General features: G+C 40.6%; 19 protein-coding genes and 1 riboswitch. Of the genes, 12 read left to right on the forward strand and 7 right to left on the reverse strand.

Annotation, left to right across the window (positions count from 1 at the left end; all coding sequences use genetic code 11):
• The 4 genes from atpF to ACST14_RS06145 form a co-directional block, all read right to left on the reverse strand.
• Complete coding sequence (gene atpF, locus ACST14_RS06130; protein WP_459461643.1) at positions 1–495, reverse strand: F0F1 ATP synthase subunit B; 495 nt, start codon at positions 493–495, stop codon at positions 1–3.
• A 125-nt stretch (positions 496–620) separates the two neighbouring features.
• Complete coding sequence (gene atpE, locus ACST14_RS06135; protein WP_395617216.1) at positions 621–866, reverse strand: ATP synthase F0 subunit C; 246 nt, start codon at positions 864–866, stop codon at positions 621–623.
• Positions 867–903: 37 nt separating this feature from the next.
• On the reverse strand, positions 904–1956 hold the full coding sequence (gene atpB / locus ACST14_RS06140; RefSeq protein ID WP_459461645.1) for a F0F1 ATP synthase subunit A: 1053 nt from the start codon (positions 1954–1956) through the stop codon (positions 904–906).
• A 51-nt stretch (positions 1957–2007) separates the two neighbouring features.
• Positions 2008–2367 carry a hypothetical protein gene (locus tag ACST14_RS06145; RefSeq protein WP_459461647.1) on the reverse strand — a complete coding sequence of 120 codons (360 nt, stop codon included), beginning with the start codon at positions 2365–2367 and terminating at the stop codon, positions 2008–2010.
• Between the two features lie 99 nt (positions 2368–2466).
• Positions 2467–2584: riboswitch (SAM riboswitch) on the forward strand.
• Between the two features lie 9 nt (positions 2585–2593).
• On the opposite strand from ACST14_RS06145, the gene ACST14_RS06150 reads away from it, so the two are divergent.
• Together ACST14_RS06150 and ACST14_RS06155 are read left to right on the forward strand one after the other, a co-directional pair.
• Complete coding sequence (locus tag ACST14_RS06150) at positions 2594–3691, forward strand: homoserine O-acetyltransferase family protein (RefSeq protein WP_459461649.1); 1098 nt, start codon at positions 2594–2596, stop codon at positions 3689–3691.
• Positions 3678–4463: an SDR family oxidoreductase gene (locus tag ACST14_RS06155; protein ID WP_459461651.1), complete on the forward strand. Its 786-nt coding sequence runs from the start codon at positions 3678–3680 to the stop codon at positions 4461–4463. The genes ACST14_RS06150 and ACST14_RS06155 overlap by 14 nt, the downstream gene beginning before the upstream one ends.
• Here the strand turns inward: ACST14_RS06155 and ACST14_RS06160 are convergent.
• Positions 4450–5643 (reverse strand): nucleoside permease, encoded by a 1194-nt coding sequence (locus tag ACST14_RS06160; protein ID WP_459461653.1) that lies wholly within the window; start codon positions 5641–5643, stop codon positions 4450–4452. The two genes, ACST14_RS06155 and ACST14_RS06160, sit on opposite strands and share 14 nt — an antisense overlap.
• Before the next feature lie 291 nt (positions 5644–5934).
• Here ACST14_RS06160 and ACST14_RS06165 point away from each other — a divergent pair, with 291 nt between their 5' ends.
• The gene (locus tag ACST14_RS06165) at positions 5935–6399 is read left to right on the forward strand and encodes a DUF3592 domain-containing protein (RefSeq protein WP_459461655.1); all 465 of its coding nucleotides are present in this window, start codon (positions 5935–5937) and stop codon (positions 6397–6399) included.
• Between the two features lie 48 nt (positions 6400–6447).
• On the forward strand, positions 6448–7275 hold the full coding sequence (locus ACST14_RS06170) for an inositol oxygenase family protein (protein WP_459461656.1): 828 nt from the start codon (positions 6448–6450) through the stop codon (positions 7273–7275).
• Between the two features lie 309 nt (positions 7276–7584).
• Here ACST14_RS06170 and ACST14_RS06175 read toward each other — a convergent pair whose 3' ends face one another.
• Both ACST14_RS06175 and ACST14_RS06180 read right to left on the reverse strand, forming a co-directional pair.
• A complete protein-coding gene (locus tag ACST14_RS06175) occupies positions 7585–8109 on the reverse strand; it encodes a nuclear transport factor 2 family protein (RefSeq protein WP_459461657.1) in 525 nt (174 codons plus the stop codon).
• A gap of 10 nt (positions 8110–8119) precedes the next feature.
• Positions 8120–9295: a serine hydrolase domain-containing protein gene (locus tag ACST14_RS06180; protein ID WP_459461659.1), complete on the reverse strand. Its 1176-nt coding sequence runs from the start codon at positions 9293–9295 to the stop codon at positions 8120–8122.
• Positions 9296–9415: 120 nt separating this feature from the next.
• Between ACST14_RS06180 and yidD the strand changes: the two genes are divergently transcribed.
• From yidD to ACST14_RS06220, 8 genes are all read left to right on the forward strand, one after another.
• Positions 9416–9640, forward strand: coding sequence for a membrane protein insertion efficiency factor YidD (gene yidD / locus ACST14_RS06185; protein ID WP_459461661.1), 225 nt, complete (start codon positions 9416–9418; stop codon positions 9638–9640).
• Between the two features lie 491 nt (positions 9641–10131).
• Positions 10132–13128 (forward strand): SusC/RagA family TonB-linked outer membrane protein, encoded by a 2997-nt coding sequence (locus ACST14_RS06190; RefSeq protein ID WP_459461663.1) that lies wholly within the window; start codon positions 10132–10134, stop codon positions 13126–13128.
• 55 nt (positions 13129–13183) lie between these two features.
• Positions 13184–14653, forward strand: coding sequence for a RagB/SusD family nutrient uptake outer membrane protein (locus tag ACST14_RS06195; RefSeq protein WP_459461665.1), 1470 nt, complete (start codon positions 13184–13186; stop codon positions 14651–14653).
• 115 nt (positions 14654–14768) lie between these two features.
• Positions 14769–18068, forward strand: coding sequence for a VCBS repeat-containing protein (locus ACST14_RS06200; RefSeq protein WP_459461667.1), 3300 nt, complete (start codon positions 14769–14771; stop codon positions 18066–18068).
• A gap of 4 nt (positions 18069–18072) precedes the next feature.
• Entirely contained in the window at positions 18073–21363 is a 3291-nt protein-coding gene (locus ACST14_RS06205) for a VCBS repeat-containing protein (RefSeq protein ID WP_459461669.1), read from the forward strand.
• 1 nt (position 21364) lies between these two features.
• Positions 21365–22840, forward strand: coding sequence for an FG-GAP repeat domain-containing protein (locus ACST14_RS06210; RefSeq protein ID WP_459461670.1), 1476 nt, complete (start codon positions 21365–21367; stop codon positions 22838–22840).
• Complete coding sequence (locus ACST14_RS06215) at positions 22837–25350, forward strand: TonB-dependent receptor (protein WP_459461672.1); 2514 nt, start codon at positions 22837–22839, stop codon at positions 25348–25350. Before ACST14_RS06210 ends, ACST14_RS06215 begins: the two co-directional genes overlap by 4 nt.
• Positions 25350–26411: a DUF4249 domain-containing protein gene (locus ACST14_RS06220; protein ID WP_459461673.1), complete on the forward strand. Its 1062-nt coding sequence runs from the start codon at positions 25350–25352 to the stop codon at positions 26409–26411. Before ACST14_RS06215 ends, ACST14_RS06220 begins: the two co-directional genes overlap by 1 nt.
• The last annotated feature ends 9 nt before the right edge of the window (positions 26412–26420 follow it).

A 26420-nucleotide genomic window follows, 5' to 3' on the forward strand; every position in this document is an offset into this window, starting at 1 on the left:
TTAAGATAATTTAACGTCAGCCATCCACTCAGTCACTAATTTTTCCTGAGCTGCTTTGTCTTTTAATTGGCTTTTTAACACTTTCTCAGCTAAATCTAAAGAAAGAGATGCTGCTTCCTTACGGATCGCTGCTACAGCACTTGTTTTTTCTTGTTCGAAAGCTACGCGTGCTTTTTCGATTTCTTGATTAGCTGCTGTTTGGGCATCTAACTTCGCTTGAGAGATCATCGCATCGGATGCTTCTTTCGCTTGTTTAATCAAGGCATCTCTTTCAGCACGAGCAGAAGCAATTAATTGCTCATTACCTGCTTTCAATTCAGCCATTTCAGCACGTGTTGTTTCAGATAACTTGATGGCCTCGTCGATCGATTGCTCGCGCTCAGCTAATGATTGAATGATGGGCTTCCAAGCATATTTGGCTAATAGGAAAAATAAAATTCCAAAGACAATTAGTTGCCAGAAGATAAGTCCAAAATCTGGGGTGATTAACTCCATAGTATTTTAATTTAATGTAAATCGTTTCAAAAAACGCAATTTGGCACCTAATGTAAACCAAATTGCGTTTTAAATGGGGTAGAATCGGTTCAAAGGCTAACCCTTTGGAGATTCTGATTGGTCTCTTATTTCAAAGTTACCAATAGACAAATTACTGCTGCGAATAACGCAACCGCCTCCACGAAGGCAGCAACGATTAACATCGCACCTTGAATTTTTCCAGATGCTTCTGGTTGGCGAGCGATAGCTTCCATTGCAGAACCACCGATACGGCCGATACCTACTCCAGCTCCTAAAGCAGCTAAACCAGCACCAATACCTGCAAGACCAAGACCTACAGAAACTTCTAATAAAATCGATAAAATAGACATACGATTTGGGTTTATATAATAAAAAAAAATTTACAAATTAATGGTGATGCTCTTCTACCGCCGATCCGATGTAGTTCGAAACTAACATCGTAAAGATGAAGGCTTGTATGAAGGCAACAATTAACTCGATTACGTTCATGAAAAGCGAGAAAGGAACTACTGCTAGTCCTAATGCGGCATTTTCAAAAATGAAAATCAAGGATACTAAACTTAATAAAATGATGTGACCCGCGGTGATATTGGCGAACAAACGAACCATTAACGAGAATGGCTTCATGAAAACACCCACAATTTCTACCGGAGTTAAGATAATTAACATCCACTTAGGTACACCTGGCATCGCGAAGATGTGTGTCCAATAAGTAGAACGGCCATTTACGTTCGTTACAATAAAAGCGATGATGGCTAAAACTAGCGTTACGGCGATATTACCCGTTACGTTTGCTCCACCTGGAATCAGGCCTAACATATTATTGAACCAAATAAAGAAGAAGATCGTCAATAAATAAGGCATAAAACGACGGTAGTGCTTCTCTCCAATGTTATTTTTTGCAATCTCGTCACGAACAAAAATAATGATCGGTTCGAACATCGATTGTAAGCCTTTAGGTGCTCTGTGTGGATTATCTTGGTATTTTTTACCAATACCGATAAAGATGGTCAATAATAAAACAGCTGATAAAAATAAAGAGGCTACGTTTTTCGTAATCGAAACATCATACACCTTCTCACCATTTTCTGCGAGAATCTTTCCGTGCTCTAAAACAAATCCATTATAAGGAATCTCCTCGTGGTGTTCGTTTTTAAAGTTAGAAGAAGAAAATACTTGTAAACCAGCCGATGCTGTATAAACAATACAAGGAAGAGGAAGGGTAGCATGGAAATGACCTATGGTAAAAAAGTGCCATTCGTGCTCATCCGCAATGTGGTGAAGAATTAACTTACCTGGATCGAATTTCTCCGTTTTAGCCTCAGCTGTAGCGGCTGTTTCTTTCACCTCAGAAGTAGGAGCTACATCGGGTTCGTTTGCGAACGCCGATAAGCTAATAAAGCTGAAAAAGAGCCCTAGTAGGATATTCGAAAAGTACATTTTTTGTATTGAAGTCTGAACCTGCATCTGAAATATTAATCTTGCTATTTTCTAAAAACGTCGCAAGTTACGAAGCAAACCAAAAATTTCAAAATTTGTGCTACATAAATAGAGTACAAAAAAGTTGCTGGCGAACAAGACCATATCTACCGTGTGAATATAGGCGAAATAACCGATGAAAACGACGCTAAAAATAAATCGAATCGTTAGCGAAATCAGTTGGAATGGAATGAATTTCTCTCCGTCCTTCTTTAAGCCAAGCTGAGCGAGATTGAAGGTTAAATAGGTTTGGAAAAGTAGAAAGACAAAGATGAATTTTAGCTCTGGATGTAAGTAAATTTGGAAGCTTGTTTGCATTAAAGCATAAAGTATGCCTCCTAAAACTCCATAAAAAACACCTATTTTTAACATGGGACAAATATCGTCAGAAAGGAATTAATCGGCAAAGTTTTTGGAAAAAAGCGAATTCGGCTGTTACTTGCATCCTCAAATCAAAAAGCCTCGCTTGTTGATTTATAAAGAAGAAGGGAGAGACTAGGCTCAATGAACTTCTGGCAACCCGTCTGCAAATGTAGATCCCGGTGCTAATTCCTACCCCAGGCGGTGCCTGTTTAGGGAAATATAAACCATTTTGTGCATGCAAGCTGAGTTTCATCATTTTCAATCGTCGTCTCCATTTGCCCTTGAATTAGGGGGTGAATTGCCTGTTTTAGATTTAGTTTACCAAACCTGGGGCAAACTGAACGCTAAAAAAGATAATGTCGTCTGGATTTGCCACGCCTTCACCGGAAGTCACGATGTGGCGGAATGGTGGCAAGGACTCGTGGGGTCAGGAAAGCTCTTTAATCCCGAGAATAACTTAATCGTTTGTGTGAATATTTTAGGCTCGCATTATGGCTCATCTGGTCCCTTATCGGTGGATCCCAGAACAGGAAAGCCTTATTTCCACTCTTTTCCAGACGTGACGATTCGCGACGTCGTTTCTAGTTTTGAGATTTTGCGGAAGGAATTAAAAATTACGAAGATCAAAACCTGCATTGGAGGATCCCTGGGCGGTCAGCAAGCAGTGGAATGGGCGATTATGAATCCCTCCTTAATCGAAAATTTGATTTTAGTGGCGACTAACGCTATTCATTCGCCTTGGGGAATTGCCTTTAATGAGTCCCAAAGAATGGCCATCGAAGTCGATCCCACTTGGAAAGAATCTCAGCCTAAGGCGGGTATAGAGGGCATGAAAGCCGCCCGCGCGACGGCCTTAATCTCGTATCGGAATTACGAAACCTATCAGATTACCCAGGCGAGAAAGGAAAACTCCTTTGGGTCGTCTTTGCGTGCCGTTTCATATCAACGCTACCAGGGCGAAAAATTAGCCCAGCGTTTTAATGCCTATTCTTATTTTCAACTTTCGAAAATGATGGATTCGCAGGATGTGGGACGTAATCGCGGCGGTGCTATCGCTGCGCTGAAGCAGATTCAATCGAAAACCCTTGTAATTGGTATTAAATCGGATGCTTTATTTCCAATTGTAGAGCAGGAGTTTTTGGCCAAATACATTCCCGAAGCCTCTTTCCATGTCATCGATTCCCTTTATGGACACGATGGATTTTTAATTGAAAGTGGCTTAATGACTAAAGCCGTGCGTTTATGGCAGAAGTTGCAACGTTTAGAGGTGAATCCGATGGCTGATTTCTTCCTCGCCTTAGAATCTAAAATGCTATCTCATGAAATTTCATAACAAAGTAGTTTGGATTACAGGCGCATCGTCTGGAATCGGTGAGGCGCTAGCTTATGCATTTGCTGCTGAAGGCGCGCTTTTAGTTTTGTCTGCGCGTAGAGAAGAGGAATTGCAGCGGGTTGCCAAAACTTGCGGCAATGCCTATGTGCTCCCTTTTGACATGCTTTCGTTAGCCGATCATGCTGATCGCGTGCAAGATGTGATAAACACCTATGGCCGTATAGATTACCTTGTTTTAAATGCAGGGGTTTCCCAACGTTCTTTTGTGAAAGACACCAACTTCGACGTGTATCGCCGTCTATTTGAGGTGAATTTCTTTTCGATCGTTTCATTAACGCAGGCTGTTTTGCCTTTCTTTACCGCTCAAAAATCAGGCGTTTTCGTTCCCATCGCTTCGGTGGCTGGACGAATTTCTACTCCGCGAAGAGCTGCTTATAGTGCCACGAAGCACGCGCTAATTGGTTTCTTTGATTCGGTTCGGGCGGAAGTTTTTGCAGACGGAATACGGGTGACGACTATTTTACCGGGTTATATTAAGACGAACATTTCCCTTCACGCCATGAACGAGAAAGGTGAGGCCTATGGAAAAATGGATCCGAATCAGGCCAAAGGCTTAGATCCCAATTTCACCGCACAGAAAATCCTGCAGGCTATACTAGCTGAGAAAAACGAATTCTTCGTAGGTGGTTTTCTCGAAGGATTTGGGCTTTTCGTGAAGCGCTTCTTTCCTTCGATTATGCCCTTTATGCTGCGTAAGATTAAGAATACATAGGTTTCTTTTCTTCTTTAAAGAAGAACAAGAAAAGGAGCAAGACCACTGCAGCAATGGCTGCTGGAACCATCCAAACCGCTTGCCAATCTTTTACTTCATTGACCGTATAATAATCCAATACGATTCCAGAAAGCTTGGACCCTATTCCCATCCCGACACCATAAGTCGCAAAAGTAATAAGACCTTGAGCGGAATTCTTGATTTTCTCGCCTGCTTTTTGGTCTGTATAAATCTGCCCCGTCACAAAGAAGAAATCGTAGCAAACCCCGTGCAGAATAATCCCGATATAAAGGATCCATTCGCTCGAAATCCCATCGCCATAACCGAAACATAGGAAGCGAATAATCCAGGCCACCAGACCTACTACGAGCATCTTTTTCACCCCTAAGCGGATAAATGCGATCGGAATTAAGAGCATGAAAATCACCTCTGACGCCTGCCCTAAGGACATTTTGTTCTCCACGTTGCTCATATGTGAATCCGTTAACGAAGGGTTCGCCATCGCATAATAGAAGGACAAAGGAATACAGATCAGAATAGAGGAGATAAAGAAGATCAAGAAAGAACGATCTTTGAATAGTTTCAAAGCATCTAAGCCTAAAATCTGGCCTACCGACGCATTTTTATCGCCTTTAGGTGGCGTATTAGGAAGCGTAAAAGAATAGATTCCTAATAGGAATGAGGTGTACATAGCAATTTCGAAAATAGCCACTTTGTCCCCTAAGGCATAAAAGCCGATAATATTCGTCACTACAATCCAAGCAATCGTTCCCGTCACTCGAATGCTAGCAAATTCCTTTTCCGGATTAGACATCTGGTTCATTGCGATGGAATTCGAAAGGGCTAGATTAGGCGCAAAACAGAGAGTATAGGCTAAAATATACCAGAAAAACACCTCTGGATCTCTTTGTTGACTTAAAAAGTAGAGAATAACACCTCCTAAAATATTTAAAAAGCCCATTACTTTTTGGGCGGAGAAATAACGATCTGAAATTAGGCCCACAAAAAAGGGAGCGAAGATAGAAGCAATCGCGAATGTAGTATAGGCATTGCCCACTTGGTCGCCAGAGGCGTGCAAATTATCGAGTAAGTATTTACTCATCTGTCCGTACCAGGCTCCCCATCCGAAGAACATGAGGAACATCATCGACATGAGTTGAAACTTGACGCTATTTTTCATTTTTTTAGGTTTAGATGGACCAAAAATACAAATTTGTCTGATATTTAAAATTTTCTGAAAATATATTTTTGAGGCATTTTGCCGATTTTCAAATACTAGTTTCTGCTATTTTTGTCATTTTTTTTCAAGAGTAGTCCGTTTTTACATCGAGTTTTTTCGAATAATACAAAAATCTTATTTTATCCCCTTAAAACACAACTCCATTGACTTATTGAGCAAAGAGCTATTAATTTGATAAACCGTATTATTTATCCTTTTTTTGAGTGTTGAATTGTATTCAGCACGACAAATATGTTAGGAATCTTATTAATATCAGCTCGGCCTACTGGCGAATTTCACGGATCGATGCCCTTGTTCTTGGGTGCGTTCACGCTGATTTCTTTGGCATTAATTGGTTTCGGAATTGTCCTTTTCAAAAAACGAAAAGAATGGGTGCACAATTCAAAGATGACCTATGGTAAAATCGTAGAAATCTCCAAGCGCTATTCTCGCGATGACCACAGCGGTCGTTTCCCTATTTATTTTCCGATTGTCTCTTACTACGTGAATGGTCTAGAATTCAGACGTGAAGCGGATAAGGGTTTGGCCAAAAACTGCGAAATCGGACAAGAAATCCCCGTTCGCTATTTATCAGAAAACCCATACGAAGCTTCCTTAGCTGAAAACACCGTACCCGGCTTAAATCCATCCATCTTCTTCGTGATGGGACTTTTGATGTTAGGCAGTGCGATCATCCTCTTCGTATTGAAATCTTAATTTCATTTTTCACGTGTATTGTGTAAATTAGTTCCAAAATCTAGGACTATGGAAACCCCTATTAAAGAAAAAGCCGAATTTAGAAATTACAATCAAGGCGACATTACGGCTGCCGTAAAAGAACACTACCGTAAGATGCGTACACGCCAGACGTATGAGTATGTCCAGCGTATGAAGGCCAAATACCTCACCTTCGAACGTCCCATGGACCTTTGGGATATGATGGAACGCCTAAATGCCTTAATCGATGTTTCCGATCCAGATTTAAATCTTCCTAATGTCATTCACCTATTGCAATCTGCCGAAGGATTACGCGCCGACGGCCGTCCAGACTGGATGCAATTAGTCGGTTTAATTCATGATTTAGGCAAAGCCATGTACTTATTCGGCTCTGACGAAGATGGAACATCTCAAGCCGAGCAGTGGGGTTTAGTGGGCGATGTCTTTGTCGTAGGTTGCAAATTACCTGACTCCTGTGTTTACCCTGAGTTCAACGAATTGAATCCAGATATGCAAGACTCCCGATACAATACGGAATTAGGTATTTATGAGGCAGGTTGCGGTTTGGATAAAGTACATTTAGCCTGGGGGCATGATGAATATTTATACCAAGTATTAAAAAATCACCCAAATAACCAGATTCCAGAGGCAGGAATGGCGATGGTTCGTTACCATTCTTTTTATCCATGGCACTCGGGCGGAAGCTATAAAGCCTTATTATGCGAAAAAGATGCTCAGTATTTAGAGTGGATTCGCGATTTCAATCAATATGATCTTTATTCAAAATCCCCTTTTGTTCCTAATTACGAGGAGTTGAAGGAATATTATAAGCCGATTGCGGAGAAGTATCTCGGGACAGGTCCTATTTATTGGTAGTTTACTATTAGGCTACTGAAAAATGTTGCCAGCAAATATTTTTTGCGGAGCCTAATAGTAAACTATCCAATGAAAAAAGGCCTCTTGGCCTCGATTCTCTTTATTTTCGTTCTCTTCCTAGAGATAAATTTCTTCTCCCTGCTACAAAACATGTGCTTGCGTCACAAAAAAAGTGCTCCTGGAAAACGTCACAAGCGAATGTTTTCTACGGAGCACTTTATTTTCATTCTCTTTTCCAGAGATAAAATTTAGTATTGGGGGCAAAAATATTTATGTAATAACCTTTTTGTCCCCAATACTAAATATTTATCACCATCCATCGTCTGCCTTTTTCGCCGCCGCTTTTTTCGCAGGAGCAACGGCTTTCGAAGGTGAGGTAGTCTTTGAAGTGCTTGCTTTGGCCCCTACACCACTAGCCACATTCACATCTAATGTCACCCGGCTAAAAACGCGACAAACGATTTTCCAATCGTCATTAATCTTCATCAAACTTAATAAGTCGATGTATTTGAAGTCGTCAAATTTAAATTCAACGGTAGCTACCGCAGAAGTACCTGCATAAGAATAATTCACTAAACTCCCTGTTGCCTTAGCGCCACCAGCAGGCATCGAAGCAATGAATTTACGTAAAGGAGTGTCTGTAATTTTCCCTGTTCCTGTATTTAGGTTTCTCAAAAGAGCATTGCTAGCAAATGCGCGACTGATACTAGCGGAATCTCCTTTGGTAAATCCTTCTGTATATGCACTTACAGTTGATTTAATTGCCTCGTCTTCCGATTGAGCAAAAGCACATGTAGTAAATAAGCATAAGATGGCAATGATTAAATTTTTCATGATTATGAAGTTAGTTTCCACCCGAATTAGCAGAAGGAGGATTTGTCTCTCCTTTTAAGAATAATTTGCTTCTCTCAGGGTAAAGTATGGATTGAACAATATTTATTTTTGATAATGACTGATTAGCGTTATTGCCTAAAATAATAATGGCAGAATTATCCTTAGGATTATGAAGGTAATAATTTTTAAAACCATGCCACCAACCGGTATGATAAGTTAACCATTCTCCGTTATCTAATTGTTTCATCCGCCAGCCTAATCCATAATTAGTAGTTAATATTTTAGGCTTCGTATGTTGCGGCGTAAATGCCTCGGCTAAGGAGCTTAGTTTGATAACGGTTTCTGAATTTAGTGCTTGGTCCCAAAGAAACATATCTTCCACGGTCGAATAAATTCCTTTATCTCCCGTTACTCCATCCAAATGATCGAAATTTGCTACTACACTACCTCCACCTTTTGGCACATAACCTGTTGCAGCATTTTTTAGTAATTCAGGATGTTGTGGGTCATAAATAAACGATTCAATCATTCCCGCAGGAATAAAGATATTTTCCTTTATATAGGTTCTGAAATCCTTTCCGCTTGACCTCTCTACTATATAGGCTAATAACATGTAGTTCGTGTTATTATAATGAAATGACCTGTTGGGACTATAATCAATGCCAGGCTTAATTTCATTCATCATTTGGACAACTTTAGCATTTGTTAAAGGAGTTTTTTTGTCATAATATTTATCTAAAGCAAAAGTATAGTCAGGAAGTCCAGATTTATGTGTTAATAAACTTCGAATGGTAATACTAGAATCATATGAAAATCCAGGAATATGACGTTCAACTGGATCTTCTAAGGAAAGTTTACCTTTCTCTACAAGCTGGAGAATTGCGACTGCAGTAAATTGTTTAGATACAGATGCTAGTTGAAATGATGTCCGGGTGCTTAACTTGTCATTAGTAAACTTGTTAGCGACTCCAAAGGCACGTTTATAAATGATTTTACCGTATTGTGCCACTAAAACAGTGCCATTGAAGCCTGTATTCTTTTGCAATGCTTTGAAAAATGTATCGAGCTTTACCGCTTTTTCAGCCGCAATTTGTGGGTTGAATAGGTTCGCAATGCTATCGTTTCTTTTTTCAACGCTGCTTTTGCTGGAGAAAAAATGTCCTGGAATATTATTGCAGGAGGCCATGCAAAATAACGATGCTAAAATTCCTAGAGCTAAAGACCTGCGATTCATATTCGAATATGCGAAATGTATTTGGTAAATTTAAAAGCAATTTAATCAGAAAAGGACTTAATTCAAACCCCTATGTTAGCGCGTATCGTAGTTTTCTTTTTTCAGGTCTTGATTGGAATCTACCAAGGAATGATTTCGCCTTTTTTGCCTAATTCCTGCCGCTATTCACCTACTTGTTCAGAATACGCAAAACAAGCGCTAAAAAAGCATGGTTTAATCGAGGGTTTACGTCTGACAGTTAGACGAATCGGCAGCTGTCATCCTTGGGGAGGAAGTGGTCATGATCCTGTGCCTTGATAAAAATGAACAGTGTAGCATTGTTCGAATTGTATTATTCTAATTTTAGCCTAATTTTTTATTGGCATTAGATTGCCGAAAAAAAACTGATATTTTTTTCAAAATATTTTCTATTGAAAAAATACAATCGTTTCTAGCCTTATTTCGCCATTTGTGATTCTTCGCATCCCTAAAATACGGCCTCTGTTTACAATTAGATAACAATTAGATTATTTTCAGATTCAGTCCTATACTGTGCTAGTTTTAAGAAAATCTGACTTTTGTGCAATTTATTAGGCCTCAGTCATTGATTCATTATCTTAAATCATTTTTTTATTCAATTTATTCTTAGTTTTTTTGTGGAGGTTTTGATATTAGTCATACTATGTAAATGATTACATAGGTAATTCAAAAGGCTTTGGCCAGGAGAATCCTACTAATAATTTTATAATACGATTAAGAAAAAGGCCTACAAGAATCATTAATTATTTTTAACCCTTAATTTTTCACTTATGATTCATTCTTACAAGAGAGTGGGTCGCCTTGTGCGATCAAGTGTTAGTAACCTAGGCTTCAAGCAAGCTTTTAGTGTTGCTGTTGCACTATTAATTTCCTTGGGTGCTTTCGCCCAAGATGTGGTTTCAGGTAAAGTAACTGACTCGAAAGATGGTTCAGCTATTCCTGGTGTTTCTGTCACTGTTAAAGGTACCACTAGAGGTGCTCAAACTGACATTAACGGTACTTATAAAGTAAATGCAGGAAGTGGTAGCACTTTAGTATTCACTTTTGTAGGTTATTCTAAAAAAGAAGTTTCTGCTACAGGTTCTGTAGTGAATGTTTCTTTAGTTGCTGACAATCAATCTTTAGAAGAAGTTGTGGTAGTAGGTTACGGTACTCAAAAGAGAAAAGAGATTTCAGGAACTGTAACAAGTTTAGGATCTCGTGATTTCAACGCGGGTATTGTGACTAACCCATTAGCTGCTGCTCAAGGTAAAGTAGCTGGTTTAGTGATTACTCAATCTTCAGGTGATCCTAACGCACGTCCTACTGTACGTTTACGTGGTACAGGTTCATTGAACGCAGGTTCTGAGCCTTTATACGTTATTGACGGTGTGATTGGTGCTCCTATCGAAAACGTTGCTCCAGAAGATATCTTATCTATGGACGTGTTACGTGATGCATCTTCTGCAGCTATCTACGGTTCTCGTGGTGCTAACGGTGTTATCTTGATCAACACAAAACGTGGTAAGTCAGGTGCTCCTACAGTTGATTATTCAGCTTATGTAGGTGCTGAGACTATCTCTCAACGTCCAGAATTATTAAATGCTGCTGAATTCCGCGCTGCGGCTGCGAAATACAAGCAAACATTTGATGACAATGGTGCTAACACGGATTGGTTAGATGTAATCACTCGTACTGCGGTTTCTCAAAACCACAACGTAGGTGTTTCAGGCGGTTCTGAGAACTTATCTTACCGTGCTTCAGTAGGTTATTTAGACCAAACTGGTACATTAATCGGTTCAGGAAAAGATCGTTTAACTGGTCGTTTGAACTTAGATGCAAAAGCATTAGATGGTAAATTAATCATGAAGTTCAACATGTCTGCTATGCAAACAAACGGAACTTTCTCTGATAACCGTGCGATTGGTTTTGCCATGAACATGCGTCCAACTGATCCAGTTTACGCTGCAAACGGTAACTACTTCCAATTACCAGGTACATTTGCTAACTTCAATCCATTAGCTGCATTAGAGAAGAAAACAAACACACAACGTTTGCAAGACTTCTTGTTCAATGCTTCTGCTGGTTATACTATCTTAGATGGTTTAGTATTTAACGTATCAGGTACTTTACGTACTCAAAGCGCGAACAATGCATATTTCGCAGCAACTACACCAGGTAACTTATTATCTACTGTAGGTGGAAACTCTGCATCTCGTTCATTAAACGCTGTAACTGATAAGCAATTAGAAGCTACTTTAAACTGGACTAAGAAATTATCTGACGTGTCTACATTGACATTATTAGGTGGTTATACGTATCAAGATGTTGTTAACGACGGTTTTGGTGCTTCTAACAACAACTTCCTAACAGATGCGTTTGAAGCTAATAACTTAGGTTCTGGTTTAGGTATTCGTTCTAATCCAAACCTTTTGTATTCTTACAAGAACGAATATAAATTGGTTTCTTTCTTAGCACGTGCTCAATACTCGTTAATGAACAAGTATTTTGCTACTGTGAACATGCGTCGTGACGGTTCAACTAAATTCGGTGATAACAACAAGTGGGGTTTATTCCCATCGGTTTCAGTGGGTTGGTCATTAACTGAAGAAGCATTCTTAAAAGGAAATACAACTATCGATAACTTGAAGCTTCGTGTTTCTTGGGGTAGAACTGGTAACTCGGAAGGTATTCGTCCGTTGTTATCTAAATCATTCTATGGTCCATCTGGAACATACTATGATGGTAGTGCTGATGACTTCTTGCCATCATATGCTGTACAATCTAACCCGAACCCTAACTTGAAGTGGGAGGTTAACGAAAACTACGGTACTGGTATTGACTTCTCTATCTTGAAAGGTAAATTAACTGGATCGATTGACTGGTATACTCGTCAAACAAAAGATTTATTATACACAGTTAATGCTCCACAAGAAAAAGGATATGTATATCCAACTATCTTAGCGAACATTGGTTCGATGCAAAACCGTGGTATTGAGATCTCTGCTTCTTACCAATGGTTAGATACGCAAGATTGGTCAATTAGCTCTACATTCGCTGGTTCATTCAACCAAAACGAATTGATCTCATTGAAAAACGATGAGTTCGCTGCAGCTGACCAAGTATTCTTATCTACTTCTTTAGGTAGCTACATCCGTGGTACTTCAGCAGTAAACTTCTCTGTATTACAAGCTGGTCAACCAGTAGGTGTATTCTACGGAGCTAAGATTTCTAAAATCGAAAATGGTAAATACATATTCCAAGACCTTAATGGTGATGGTACTGTAGATCCTAACGCAAAAGACCGTACTTACATAGGAAATCCTAACCCTACTTTCGTAGGTGGTTTAACTACTAACGTACGTTACAAAGCATTTGACTTACAGTTCCAATTTACAGGAAATGCAGGTGCTAAGATCGTTAACACGAATAACTTATTGTTAGGTCGTCAAGATGGTCGTTTAGGAGAATCTAATGCGTTGAAAACTGCTTTAACATCTGTAATCAACGATGAGCGTACAATCCCTATGGATTACTATGTAGAGTCAGGTGATCACATCCGTTTAAATAACGCTTCTTTAGGTTATACTTTACCAGTTAAAGGTGTATTCAAAAGAGCTCGTATTTATGTAGCTGGTAACAACTTATTGTTGTTTACTAACTATTCAGGTGTTGATCCAGAAGTTAGCCAAAACCTTTCTATTGGTAACGCTGCTCCTGGTATCGATGTTCGTGAGACTTATTACAAAACTCGTGCCTTTACTGCGGGAATTAATTTGTCTTTCTAAAACATAATTGCCACACTATTAGTTATATAACTTAATTAATAAAACAATTAAAAAAATGAAAAAATATATCTATAAAGTACTTTCAGTAGGTGTTTTCGCTTCGTTAGCCCTATCGTCTTGTACAGATTTGACTGAGCCAGTTTACGATTCGATCCCAGCGGATCAATTCTTAAAGACTGATGCACAAATTGCTGCGGCACTTGGACCTGCTTATGGTGGTCTTCGTGGAATCACTTGGGATTGGTTTAATCCTAGTGAAGCATCTTCGGATGAGTTAATTGTTCCTACTCGTGGTGGTGACTGGTTTGATGGTGGTGATTGGTTGGCGTATTCTCGCCACACATGGACTCCTCAACACGGCCCTATCAATGGTATGTGGGGATTCATCTTTGGTAATATCTCTCAAGTGAACCAATTGATCCCAGTAGTAGCTGCTAACCAAAAAGCGGTAGATGAGTTACGTGCAGTACGTGCTATCTATTACTTCATGGCTGTGGATGCATTCGGTAATGTGCCTATCGTAACAGATAACAAATCTTCTGCTGCGACTAAGACGCGTGCTGAGGTTTATGCATTCATCGTGTCTGAGTTAACTGCTGCTATCCCTAACTTAACCTCAGGTAAATCATACTCTCGTATGACGCAAGATGCTGCTAAAGCATTATTAGCGAAAGTTTACTTGAACGCAGGTGTTTATAGCGGTACAGCACAATGGCAGAAAGCATATGATACAGCTGATCAAGTGATCAAATCTTCGAATGGCTGGTCATTGTCTTCTTCTACTTTGTCTAACTTTGTCGTTCAAAACCAAGGTTCAAACGAGAATATCTTCTCTATCCCTTTTGATTCATTCAAAGCAGGTGGTATGAACTTCCACATGAGAACGTTACACTATGCTAACCAACAAACGTATGGTTTAGGTAACTCTCCTTGGAATGGTTTCTGTACTTTAGCTGATTTCTACAACTCATTTGAGTCTGGTGACTTACGTGGTGCAATGTGGATCAAAGGACAGCAATATGCTTCTTCTGGAGCTAAATTGAAAGATGCAAAAGGTGCTGATTTAGCATTCGTTGCGGATTGGGAAAAAGATCAAATGACTGATGCGGATGCTGTGTTCCAAGTAGCTGGTATTCGTTCTCAGAAATATGAGATCCAAAAGAACAATCCAAACGGAGATCAATCAAATGACTACGTATTCTTACGTTTAGCTGATGTTATCTTAATGCGTGCTGAAGCTGCGTTCCGTTTAGGAAATACAGCGCAAGCGTTAACTGATATCAACGCTATCCGTACTCGTTCTGGTGTTGCTGCATTAACTGCTGTTACTGCTGATGCAATCTTAGCTGAGCGTGGTCGTGAATTAGCATGGGAAGGATGGAGACGTAATGATATGATTCGTTTCGGTAAATTCTCTACAGCTCGTAAATTTATGGCTGTTACTGACAAGACTCGTGAATTGTTCCCAATTCCACAACCTCGTCGTGATGCGAATCCATTATTGACTCAAAACCCAGGATATTAATCTGAAGGTTTTTTATAGAAAGGCAGAACCATTTGGTTCTGCCTTTTTGTTTTATAAGGGTTTTATATACCCCTAGCATTTTGTATTTTTGTGACGCAAAAAATCACATTTTAGGATGAAAAAATTCAGTCTATATCTTCTTATTATTTTAGGTTTATTTTCTTGTTCTAAGAACGAGGATACGCTTTTCGAGGAGTTGCCTGCGGAACAGACGGGTATCGATTTTGTGAATCGCAGTTTAGAGAAAAAAGAGTTCAACATCTTCAATTACCGCAACTTTTATAATGGAGGTGGTGTAGCAATAGGCGATGTAAATAATGATGGATTATCGGATATTTTCGTGACGTCTAATTTCGAAGACAATAAATTGTATTTGAATAAGGGTGCAATGAAATTTGAAGATATCACCGTTAAATCGGGGATTGTGGGGAAGAAGTTTTGGTCTACTGGCGTCACGTTTGCCGATGTGAATGGAGATGGTTTGATGGACATTTATGTGTGTAATTCTGGTTCTCGTGATCAACGAGGGAATCAATTGTATATTAATCAAGGAATTAAGGGGGGAGTGCCTTCTTTTAAGGAGCAGGCAAAAGAGGCAGGACTAGCCGATGGTGGATTTTCGACTCACGCGGCCTTCTTCGATTACGATCGCGATGGTGATTTAGATATGTATTTGTTGAATAACAGTTTTACCCCGATTGATAAATTAGGGTACACGAATTTAAGGGAGGATCGAGATAAATTAGGGGGTGATAAATTGTTTAGAAATGATAGCAAGGATGGGAAGGAACTTCAATTTACCGATGTGTCGGAGACGGCGGGTATATATGGGAGTTTAATTGGTTTTGGATTGGGAATTACCTTAGGCGATGTGAATAATGACAACTGGCCGGATATTTATATTTCAAATGACTTTTACGAGCGTGATTACTTGTACATTAATCAGCAGAATGGCACGTTTAAGGAAGATTTAGAGAATCAGATGCCGCATATTTCTCTGAGCTCGATGGGGGCTGATATGGCGGATTTAAATGATGATGGCTATATGGACATCTTCGTGACAGATATGTTACCAGGGGATGATCGTCGTTTGAAGACGACGTCGGTTTTTGAGGGGTATAATTTAGTGGAGTTGAAGAAGAAGCGAGGATTTTGGCATCAATATATGCGCAATAACTTGCAATTAAATAATGGCGACGGGACTTTCTCTGAAGTGGGTCAATTAGCTGGAGTTCATGCAACGGACTGGAGTTGGGGTGCCTTGATTTTCGATATGGACAATGACGGGAAGAAGGATATTTTTGTGGCGAATGGAATTGCTAAAGATCTAACGGATCAAGATTTTGTGGATTTCCTAGGGGATCGCAATACGATGCAGCAGATGTTAGATGGCAAGAAATTTGATTATAAAGAGTTTACAGACAAGATTTCGTCTGTTCCTATTCCGAATTATGCGTTCAAGAACGAGGGGGATTTGAAGTTCTCGAATCAAGGCAAGGCTTGGGGAATTGAAGGACCCGGCTTCTCGAATGGTTCGGCTTACGGAGATTTAGATAATGACGGGGACTTAGATTTAGTGGTGAATAATGTCAATTCGCCTCTATCGGTTTATAAGAATAAGACGAATGAGAAGCTAAAGAACCATTTTTTAACGGTGCACTTGAAAGGTGTCGATCGGAATTTAAATGGAATCGGTGCGCGCGTAACTGTTTATCAAAAAGGAGGTTTCAAAGTCTTGCAGCAGATGCCTAACCGTGGTTTTCAGTCGTCCAGTGATCATCAGATGGTTTTTGGTTTAGGTGCGAATGGGGCGATTGATTCAGTTCAAGTTTTATGGCCAAATGATAAGATTGAGACGACTAAATCCGTGAAATCAGATCAGGTGATCACGCTGAAGCAAGAAAATGCGAAGGAAATCTTCCACTTCTTTGAAGTGAAACAAACGCCTATTTTTGCCGATGTAACAGGAGGTATGCTGGATTATTTGCACGTGGAAAGTAGGTTTAACGACTATGATCGCGATGTGTTGTTGAAACAAAAATTCTCTACGCAAGGACCTGCTCTAGCTGTGGGGGATGTGAATGGGGATGGTTTAGAAGATATTTATTTAGGGGGTGCGGCTGGTCAGATAAAGCGTTTATTTATCCAAAAGCCTGGCGGAAAATTCATGGACTCTCCACAAGTTGACTTTAGCTTAGATCAAACGACGGAGAATACGGATGCGGTATTCTTTGATGCGGATAAGGATGGCGATTTAGATTTGTTCGTGGTGACTGGAAGTAATGAGTTCGAAGAAAATGCACCTGAATTACATGATTTATTGTACCTAAATGATGGGAAAGGCAATCTGAAAAGAGATGTTCGCTTCCCGATGATATATGAGAATGGGTCTAGCGTGTCGGCGGCGGATTATGATAAAGATGGTGACATCGATCTATTTGTGGGAACGCGGATGATCAATGCTAAATATGGCCAAAGTGCCCAAAGCAATTTATTCATCAACGACGGGACGGGAGGATTCAAGAATCAATCCAAGCGCTATATGCCGCAGGTAACTGATTTAGGCATGGTAACCGATTCGGAATGGTCCGATGTGGATGGCGATGGATATCAAGATTTAGTGGTGACTCAAGATTGGGGTCCGGTAGTCGTATTTAAAAATGAACGAGGTAGAAAATTAACGAAGCAGGAGCCAGTTGTGGGATCTGAGGGTCTTTGGGGTGCTATCAAGTCAGCAGACATGGATGGGGATGGGGATATGGATTTTGTGTTAGGAAACTTTGGCCTAAATTCTAAAGTTAAAGCTTCAGCAGAAGCACCTGCTTACCTGCATGTGGGCGATTTCGATAAGAATGGCTCGGTGGAGCAAATCATTTCTTGTGTGACGGAAGATGGAAATACCTATCCGATGGTCTTGAAGGGGGAAATGCAGCGCGCGCTTCCGATGATTAAAAAGAAATTCATTAAGTATAAAGATTATGCGAATAAAACCATGGACGAATTGTTTAGTGATGAACAACGTGAGGGAGTCACTATTCGTCAGATCACGACGACACAATCTTCCTTTATGATTAATGATGGAAAAGGAAACTTTAGTTTGCAAGCCTTGCCTTATCAAGCCCAATTCTCGCCCATTAAAGCGATCGAAACGGGGGATTTTAATAAGGATGGGAAGCTGGATATTTTATTAGCAGGAAATTTCTTTGATTCGCTTCCGGAATGGGGACGTTTCGACGCGAACTATGGTCTATTATTAGAAGGCCAAGGTAAAGGTAAATTCACCGTGAAATTATCAAAGCAAACTGGATTTAAAACAATCGGTCAAGTACGTAATATGGCTCTCGTTAAAGGAGGAAAGTCGACTTATGTGGTTTTGGCCAAAAACGATGACAAAGCCCAAGTATTTAAATTTTAAAACAATGCGTAGTAATTATTTATTTCTTTTTCTTTTTTCGCTAGCGCTCTTTGCTTGTAATTCAGGCGATGATGTGCTTTTTGAAAAATTAGATTCCGAAAATACACACATCGATTTCTCAAATAATATCACCGAAACAAAGGATTTCAACATCCTGGATTACCTCTATTTTTATAATGGCGGAGGCGTTTCTTCAGGCGATATCAATAATGATGGTTTAGTAGATTTGTTTTTTGTGTCGAACCAAGGCAAGAACAAATTATACCTGAATAAGGGAAATATGGAATTCGAAGATATCTCAGCTAAGGCGGGTGTCGAAGGTTTCTCTGATTGGAAAACGGGAGTTACGATGGCCGATATTAACGCCGATGGCTTCTTAGATATTTATGTTTGTGCGGTAGGAAATTACAAAGGATTAGAGGGGTCAAACGAGTTGTATATCAATAATGGTGACAACACGTTCACCGAGAAATCGAGTGAATATGGCTTAGATTTTACGGGTTTTTCCACACAGGCAGCGTTCTTCGATTACGATAAAGATGGCGATTTAGATTGCTATTTATTAAATCACGCCGTGCACAATACGCGTTCATACGATCGGGTGAATACGCGATCTTTGAAGGATAATGAGGCGGGGGATTATTTGTACCGTAATGATAACGGTAAGTTTGTGGATATCTCTAAAGAATCCGGCATCTACCAAGCCGCTATGGGTTATGGTTTAGGTATCTCGGTGGCGGACATAGATAACGATGGCTGGTTAGATATTTACGTGTCTAATGACTTCCACGAAGACGACTATTATTATATCAACCAAAAAGATGGAACCTACAAAGAAGGTATCCGCGATCACTTCAAGCACTTGAGTCGTTTCTCGATGGGTTCAGATGTGGCAGATATTAATAATGATGGCTTCCAAGATGTGATGACATTGGATATGTATCCGGATGACGAGAAGGTCGAAAAGTCGTCGGTGGGAGAGGATCCTTTGGACATTTATATGTACAAATTACAGTTCGGTTATTTTAATCAATACTCGAGAAACTGTCTTCAGCTAAATATGGGGGGTGAAAAATTCTCCGACATCGCCGCCTCTTCCGGGGTTGTTGCGACAGATTGGAGTTGGTCGACTTTGATGAATGACTATGATGGCGATGGAATCAAAGATATTTTTATCTCAAATGGTATTTTGCGCCGCCCGAATGACTTAGATTATTTGAAATTCATTATCGGGGATTCCTTGCATTATGGTGTGCCTACTTCAGAGAAATTAGATCAAGAGGCAATCGATTTAATGCCGGATGGACGTGTACACAACTATATGTTCAAGGGAGCAAAAGATTTGCGCTTTGTGGACAAATCATTTAAGTGGGGTTTTGAGGATAAAGGCGTTTCGAACGGTTCTACCTATGCGGATTTAGATAACGATGGGGATTTAGATTTAGTGACGAATAACCTGAACGAGAAGGCAAGTGTCTATCAAAACAATAGCCGCCAGTTATTGAAGCATAATTTTGTCAAAGTGAAATTCAAGGGCGATGGTGGAAATACGTTTGGTATTGGAGCTAAAGTCATCTTGAAAACGAAGGATGGCCAGCAATTACAGCAGATGATGCCGACGCGTGGCTTTATGAGTTCGGTGGACCCTACTTTACTATTTGGAATTGGTGATTTGCAACAGGTGGAGGAGATGCTCGTGATTTGGGAAAATGAGAAAATGCAGATTATTAAAAATCCTAAGATCAATACGACATTGACCATGGAGCAAAAGAATGCGACCGTTAATGTGAAGGATTATGTATTCTCTGCGCCTGTGAAGCCCCTTTTTGAGGAAGTGACTGCGGGGATTACTGTTCCTTATCAGCATCAGGAAAATGTGTATTTCGACTTTAACCGGGAATTATTGATTCCATTTAAGGTTTCGATCGAAGGTCCTAAAATTGCGGTGGGAGACGTGAATGGAGATGGTTTAGAGGATGTGTATTTGAGTGGAGCTAAATACCAGGCAGGACAATTGTTAGTCCAAAAAGGCGCAGGTTTTGTCGTTTCTAATCAACCCGTCTTTAAAGCGGATTCCTTATATGAAGATGTGGATGCCTTATTCTTTGATGCAGATGGCGATAAGGACTTAGATCTTTATGTGGTGACTGGAGGGAATGAATTTTTTGACCAAATGCCAGAGCAATTTGATCGTCTGTATTTAAACGATGGGAAAGGTAATTTCTCTCGATCTTTAAACGCACTTCCTCCGATGTACGATAATAAATCAGTGGTTCGTCCTTGTGATATCGACCGAGATGGAGATATGGATTTGTTTGTAGGAGGACGTGTTGTTGGATATTCTTATGGAGCTTCGCCTCGTTCTTATTTATTAGTTAACGATGGTAAAGGCCACTTTGCGGATAAGACCGTAGCTCTAGCGCCGGAATTACGGGAGGCAGGAATGCTGACGGAGGCTGTTTGGGCTGATATAGATAAAGATGGAGATCAGGACTTAACGGTGGTGGGGGATTGGATGCCGATCAAAACCTTTGAGAATAATAAGGGCAAATTCAAATTAATAGAGAATGGCCTAGAGGAGAAATCGGGATTCTGGTCGGGTATGACGGCGGCAGATTTTGATAAAGATGGTGATATCGATTTTATCGTAGGAAATCTAGGGACGAATACGAAATTGCGCAAAGAAGTAGATGGGCAATTGCGGATGCAGATTAAGGACATTGATAAAAATGATACGAAAGAACACATTGTTTCTTATAACCGCGGTAATGACTGGTTCCCAATCAATGGGAAAGATGAGATGGGGAAACAGATTCCAAGTATCATCAATAAGAAATATACGGCTTACCATTTATTTGCTGGAAAAACGGTAGAAGAGATTTTTGGGGATAATGAACTGAAAGGAGCAGATGAAAAACGCGTCAATACGTTCGAATCTATGTACCTAGAAAATCAAGGAAATAAGACCTTTAAAATGGTGGCACTTCCGGAACTTGCACAAGTTTCTAAAATCATGGTCTTACGGACGGAAGACGTCGACAAAGACGGGAACTTAGATGTGATCGTGGGAGGTAACTACAATGGAGCGTCGATGTACCAGGCACGTTATGACGCCTTCTTTGGACTAATTCTAAAAGGAAATGGAAAAGGCGGATTTAAAACGCTGATTCCCACGGACACCGGCTTACTTCTTGAAGGGGATATTCGCGACATAAAACAGGTGAAGACTACCGCCGGAATTTTGTACCTAGTAGCACGCAATAACGATAAAATACAGGTATTTAAGAAATTATAAGATGCGAACTCTGCTGGCCATCGCCCTTTTCTCGGTAGTAGCCTATGGCTTACCAAGTTGCTCTACTAAGGCGGCGGAAGGGAAAGAGTTAGCCAAAACCTATTGCGCCTCTTGCCATTTGCTTCCAGATCCAGCTTTGCTACCTAAAAATGTATGGCAATACAGCACCCTTCCCTACATGGGTATCCTGATGGGTGTGGATAAGGAAATCGCGATGCTGGAGAAACCTTTGTCTGATTATACGGTTTTGGGCCCAGGCTCACAAATGATTCCAGACGAAGACTGGGAGAAAATCAAGGCCTATTATTTAGAAACGGCGCCTAAGACCTTAGAAATGCCTGCTTACGCACCTTTAGCGACTCAAAGCATTTTTGCCATCGAGCCTATCGTCGCGACTTTACCCGGAACATCTCTGCCTAATATGACGGCCGTTCGAATCGATGCGCGTCGCCAGCAAATTACGGCGGGAGATCAGTCGAATCGCGTGATTTGGAAATGGGATGCTAGCGGTAAATTACTGGAAACGCAAAAGAATCAAGACGCCTTGACGGATATTACTTTATTAGGTGCTGAGACCCTGTATACTTTTATCGGAACCACCACCCAGGCGAATCCGGATGTGAATGGCTTTGTGAGCCAAGCCTCTACGGGTAAAAAGCTATTGCAAGGGTTGAATCGGCCTATCGGATTAGTTTCAGCTAACCTCGACGACGAAGTGGGTGATGAATTAATCAGTTCAGAGTTCGGATTTAAGGTGGGGGGGATGAGCATTTGGAAGCTCGAAAAAGGGGTATATAAAAAACAAGTATTGAATCCACAGACGGGAGCAACAAAATCCATTGTTCGTGATTTTACAGGCGATGGGAAACCAGATATTTTAGCGCTTTTTGCACAGGGTGACGAGCGTATTTTATTGTATGTGAATGAAGGCGGATTAAAATTCAAGGAAAAAGCGTTGCTTCGCTTTCCCTCCATATATGGGTCCTCTTCGTTTGATGTGACGGACATCGATGGTGATAAAGATCTTGATATTGTGTATTCTGCTGGGGATAATGCGGATTTTACCACGGTTTTAAAGCCTTATCATGGGGTATATATCTTTGAGAATACGGGAGGCATGAATTTCAAACAGAAAGCCTTTTTCTCCCAAAACGGTGCTACAAAAGTGATGCCCGCAGACTTTGATGGAGATGGGGATCCAGATTTATTATCAATCGCACTGTTTCCAGACGTGGCAAAAAGACCCGGCGAAGGGGCGATGTATTTTGAAAACAAAAAAGGAACATTTGTTCCGATGACTTTACCCATTCAGCATTTAGGCCGCTGGTCTGTGATGGATATCGCGGATGTAGACGGGGATGGGGATTTAGATGTGGCGCTGGGCTCGCATGCAGTTGCGAAGTTCCCAGAGGGAGGGTTCGATCCTCAATGGAAGCAGGCAAAAGGACTGCTAATTTTACGAAACAAAACGAAATGAAAAACGGCTTATGGGTATTAATTTTACTGCTGCTTTGTGGCCCCATCGCGCTTGCCCAACACAAAGGCTATGTCGTGTTCTCTGGAAAAATTATTGATGTTGAAAACAAAGCGCCCATCGAAGGAGCCTCTGTCTTTTTCTCGGGATCATCCGAGGGTGGAACGACGGATTCCCTGGGAGTGTTTTCGGTGACGATTGCCGCTCGATCTTACCAGGTAATTGCCCGCAGTTTAGGCTATAAATACAAGACCTTCCGATTAGATCTTACGAAAAATGCACAAACAACCATCGAGCTAGAACGCTCGGAACAATTATTAGGCGAGGTGGTTATTACCGCCGAAAAAGCAGATGCGAACGTCAACCGGACGATAATGGGCGTGGAGAAAATGTCTTCTAAGACCTTGAAAAAATTGCCGACGCTAATGGGAGAGGCCGATGTCATTCGGAGTATTTTATTGCTTCCTGGCGTTTCGACAGTAGGTGAAGGCGCATCCGGATTTAATGTGCGTGGCGGTAATGTAGACCAAAACCTAGTTCTACTCGATGGCGTTCCCTTATTTAATACGTCCCATTTATTCGGATTTTTTACCGGATTTAATGCGGACATGGTACAGGATTTGAGTCTATACAAAGGCGGCATTCCATCGATGTATGGCGGTCGCGCCTCTTCGGTTTTGGATGTGCGGGTGAAGGAAGGCGATTTTGATAAATGGTCTATGCAGGGTGGTGTGGGTCCTATTTCATCCCGTATTTTAGTGGATGGCCCGCTGGTGAAAGGAAAAACATCCTTGATCTTGGGAGCGCGCGGATCTATTTCGGATTTCTATATGAAGTATTTTCCTAATCCGAGTTTAGCGAAGAGCAAGGCGGATTTTTACGATGTGAACTTTAAGTTGACGCATCGTTTTGGGAAGAATCAGCGCATTTCCTTATCCGGATATGCGAGTAATGATGGGTTTAAATTTGCGCAGGATACCCTGTATTCCTGGAATACGAAGACCTTAAGTTTTAAACATAATGCCCTTTTGAAAGGGGATTTATCCCATAATTTAACGGCCTTCTATAGCGATTATACCTATGGAATTGAAGGCCAAAAACAGGGCTTGGAATTCCTTTGGAATCCTTCTATCATCCAAACTTCCGTAAAAGAAGAATTAAGTAAAGACCTAGGTAAAGCTGGACGCTTCGATATGGGCGCCGAAATTTCTGCCTTTAGTAATGATGCCGGCAGTTTTGTTCCTAATTCCAGTAGTTCGAAAATTGATAAGTTCGCGATGTCGACGGAGTACACAAGAGAAATGGCAGCATATCTGGGTCATAGTGTAGCGCTGGGAAAGAAATTTAGCTTGGATTATGGTCTGCGTTATGCCTATTATCAGCTGATAGGCCCAGGCGAATTCTATCAGTATAAATTAGGGACTCCGCGCGAAATCAATACGATTACGGATACTTTAAAGGCTGGCTCGAATGACGTGGTGGCAAGCTATGGGGGTTTTGAGCCTCGTTTATCTTTTGCCATTAAATTAGATACTAGCTTCTCGATAAAAATCGGTTTCAATCGAATGCAGCAATTCCGCCATTTATTATCGAATACGATGGCCGTTTCGCCTTCGGATATTTGGAAAAATTCGAATCAACAAATTCCACCTCAAGTCGCGGATCAATATTCTATCGGTTTCTTCAAAAACTTCACAAATGCGTCGAATGCGGTATTCGAAACATCTGTTGAGATGTACTACAAGAACTTGAATAATGTAGTGGATTATGTGGATGGGGCGCAATTATATTTAAATCCGACGGTTGAAACGCAATTATTAGTGGGCAAAGGAATGGCTTATGGGGCCGAATTCTTTCTGAAGAAATCACGAGGAAAACGCCTGACGGGATGGATTTCCTACACCTATGCGCGTACTTTTAGGACGATTCAAGCGAACGAGAATCAGAAAGAAGCGAATTTTGGGATTCAATTTCCGGCGAATTTTGATACGCCACATACTTTTAAATTTGTGTTAAATAATCGCTGGACAAACCGCATTTCCTTTAACGCGAACTTTACCTATACGACGGGTCGTCCGATTACCTATCCGAATGGACGTTACAAGATTTATTCCTTTAATGATCTTTATGATTATGCCGTGGAGACAGGGATTTTCCCTAGACCAGGTTTGGCACAAGCAAGCTATACCTATAATGGATCTACTTACAGCTATCTAGTTGCGAAGGAAATTAAAGAATTACTTGACGGTTATTCAACTGCATCCTTCACCCTGCGAAATGCAGAACGTATTCCAGATTATATTCGTTTAGACGTAGGGATCACAATTGATCCCAAACCTGGTAAACGCTGGCAGGGAAGTTGGAACTTCTCGATCTATAATTTATTAGGTCGTCAGAATGCTTATTCCGTCTATTTCCGCTCCTCTACAGGAGAAATCAATCAAGCTAAAACCTATCAATTATCGGTTTTAGGAGCTGCTATTCCGTCCATCACCTATAACTTCAAATTCTAATGAGACACTTAATTCTGATACTATGTGCCTTTTTAGTCTTCAGTTCTTGTGAGACGGAGATTGAGGATTTTCAAACTCAAAACCTGAGTTCTGCCATCGTCGTTTATGGGGAAATTTCAAACATAGATGGCCCCTATAATGTTCGTTTGAACTACATTAGTGCTTATTCGCCTTACGATGCGACTCAATTTTCTGGGCAGCCTATTTCGGATGCCAATGTGCGAATTGTAGATGGATCCGGGAAAGAGACGGCCTTTTATGAAAAGAGCAAAGGATATTACCTAAGTCCGGTTGGATTTAAGGGAGAAGTAGGCCAAAAATACAAATTGCGCATCAAGCTCCTAAATGGTAAAACAATCGAATCTAATTTTCAAACCATTAATGCAGCTCCTGAACTCGCTGAATTCTCTTATTCCTTTCAGGATGCGACTAAGGTAGAAGATATGCGATTCCCGTTAAAAGCGAGTATTAAGGATCCGAAGGCAACAGAAGATTTTTATTTTGTGAAGCGCCAAGACTTCCGTCAATTCTTATTGACTTGCCCTACGCCACCACCACCACCGGCCCCCACTCCGCCTTGTAATTGCTTATGCTGGCAGGCACCTCAAAATACGCAACCCTATCTTTTAGATGATTTTCTCTTAAGCGGAAAGAATTTGTCCATTGATGTAGGTCAGCTTCCTTATGAGGATTTTACAAATTGGGTGGTGCAATTAGATGTTTATTCTGTCTCTAAGGAAACACATACCTATTGGAAAAGATTAGAAGATCAGCGTAAGATGAGTGGTGGTATTTTCGATAAAGTACCTGCTCAGATAACGGGAAATCTAAAATGTATAAATGAGCCATCACAAGAAGTGCTAGGCTTTTTTATGGTAGGAGGTTTAACTCAAAAGAGATTGACTGTTGATCGTTTTAATGGGATTCCTGCAGCGGCTTATCAGAAATTAGGCTTCTACGTGGACTTCAACAATATCCGCCGAAAAGACATCCCGCTTTGGAATTGTAAAGACGCGTCATTTATCAAATATAACCTCGGATATTCTTTGCCTCCATTATAAAACTAGTAT

Source organism: Aquirufa sp. A-Brett2-15D (assembly GCF_054558735.1).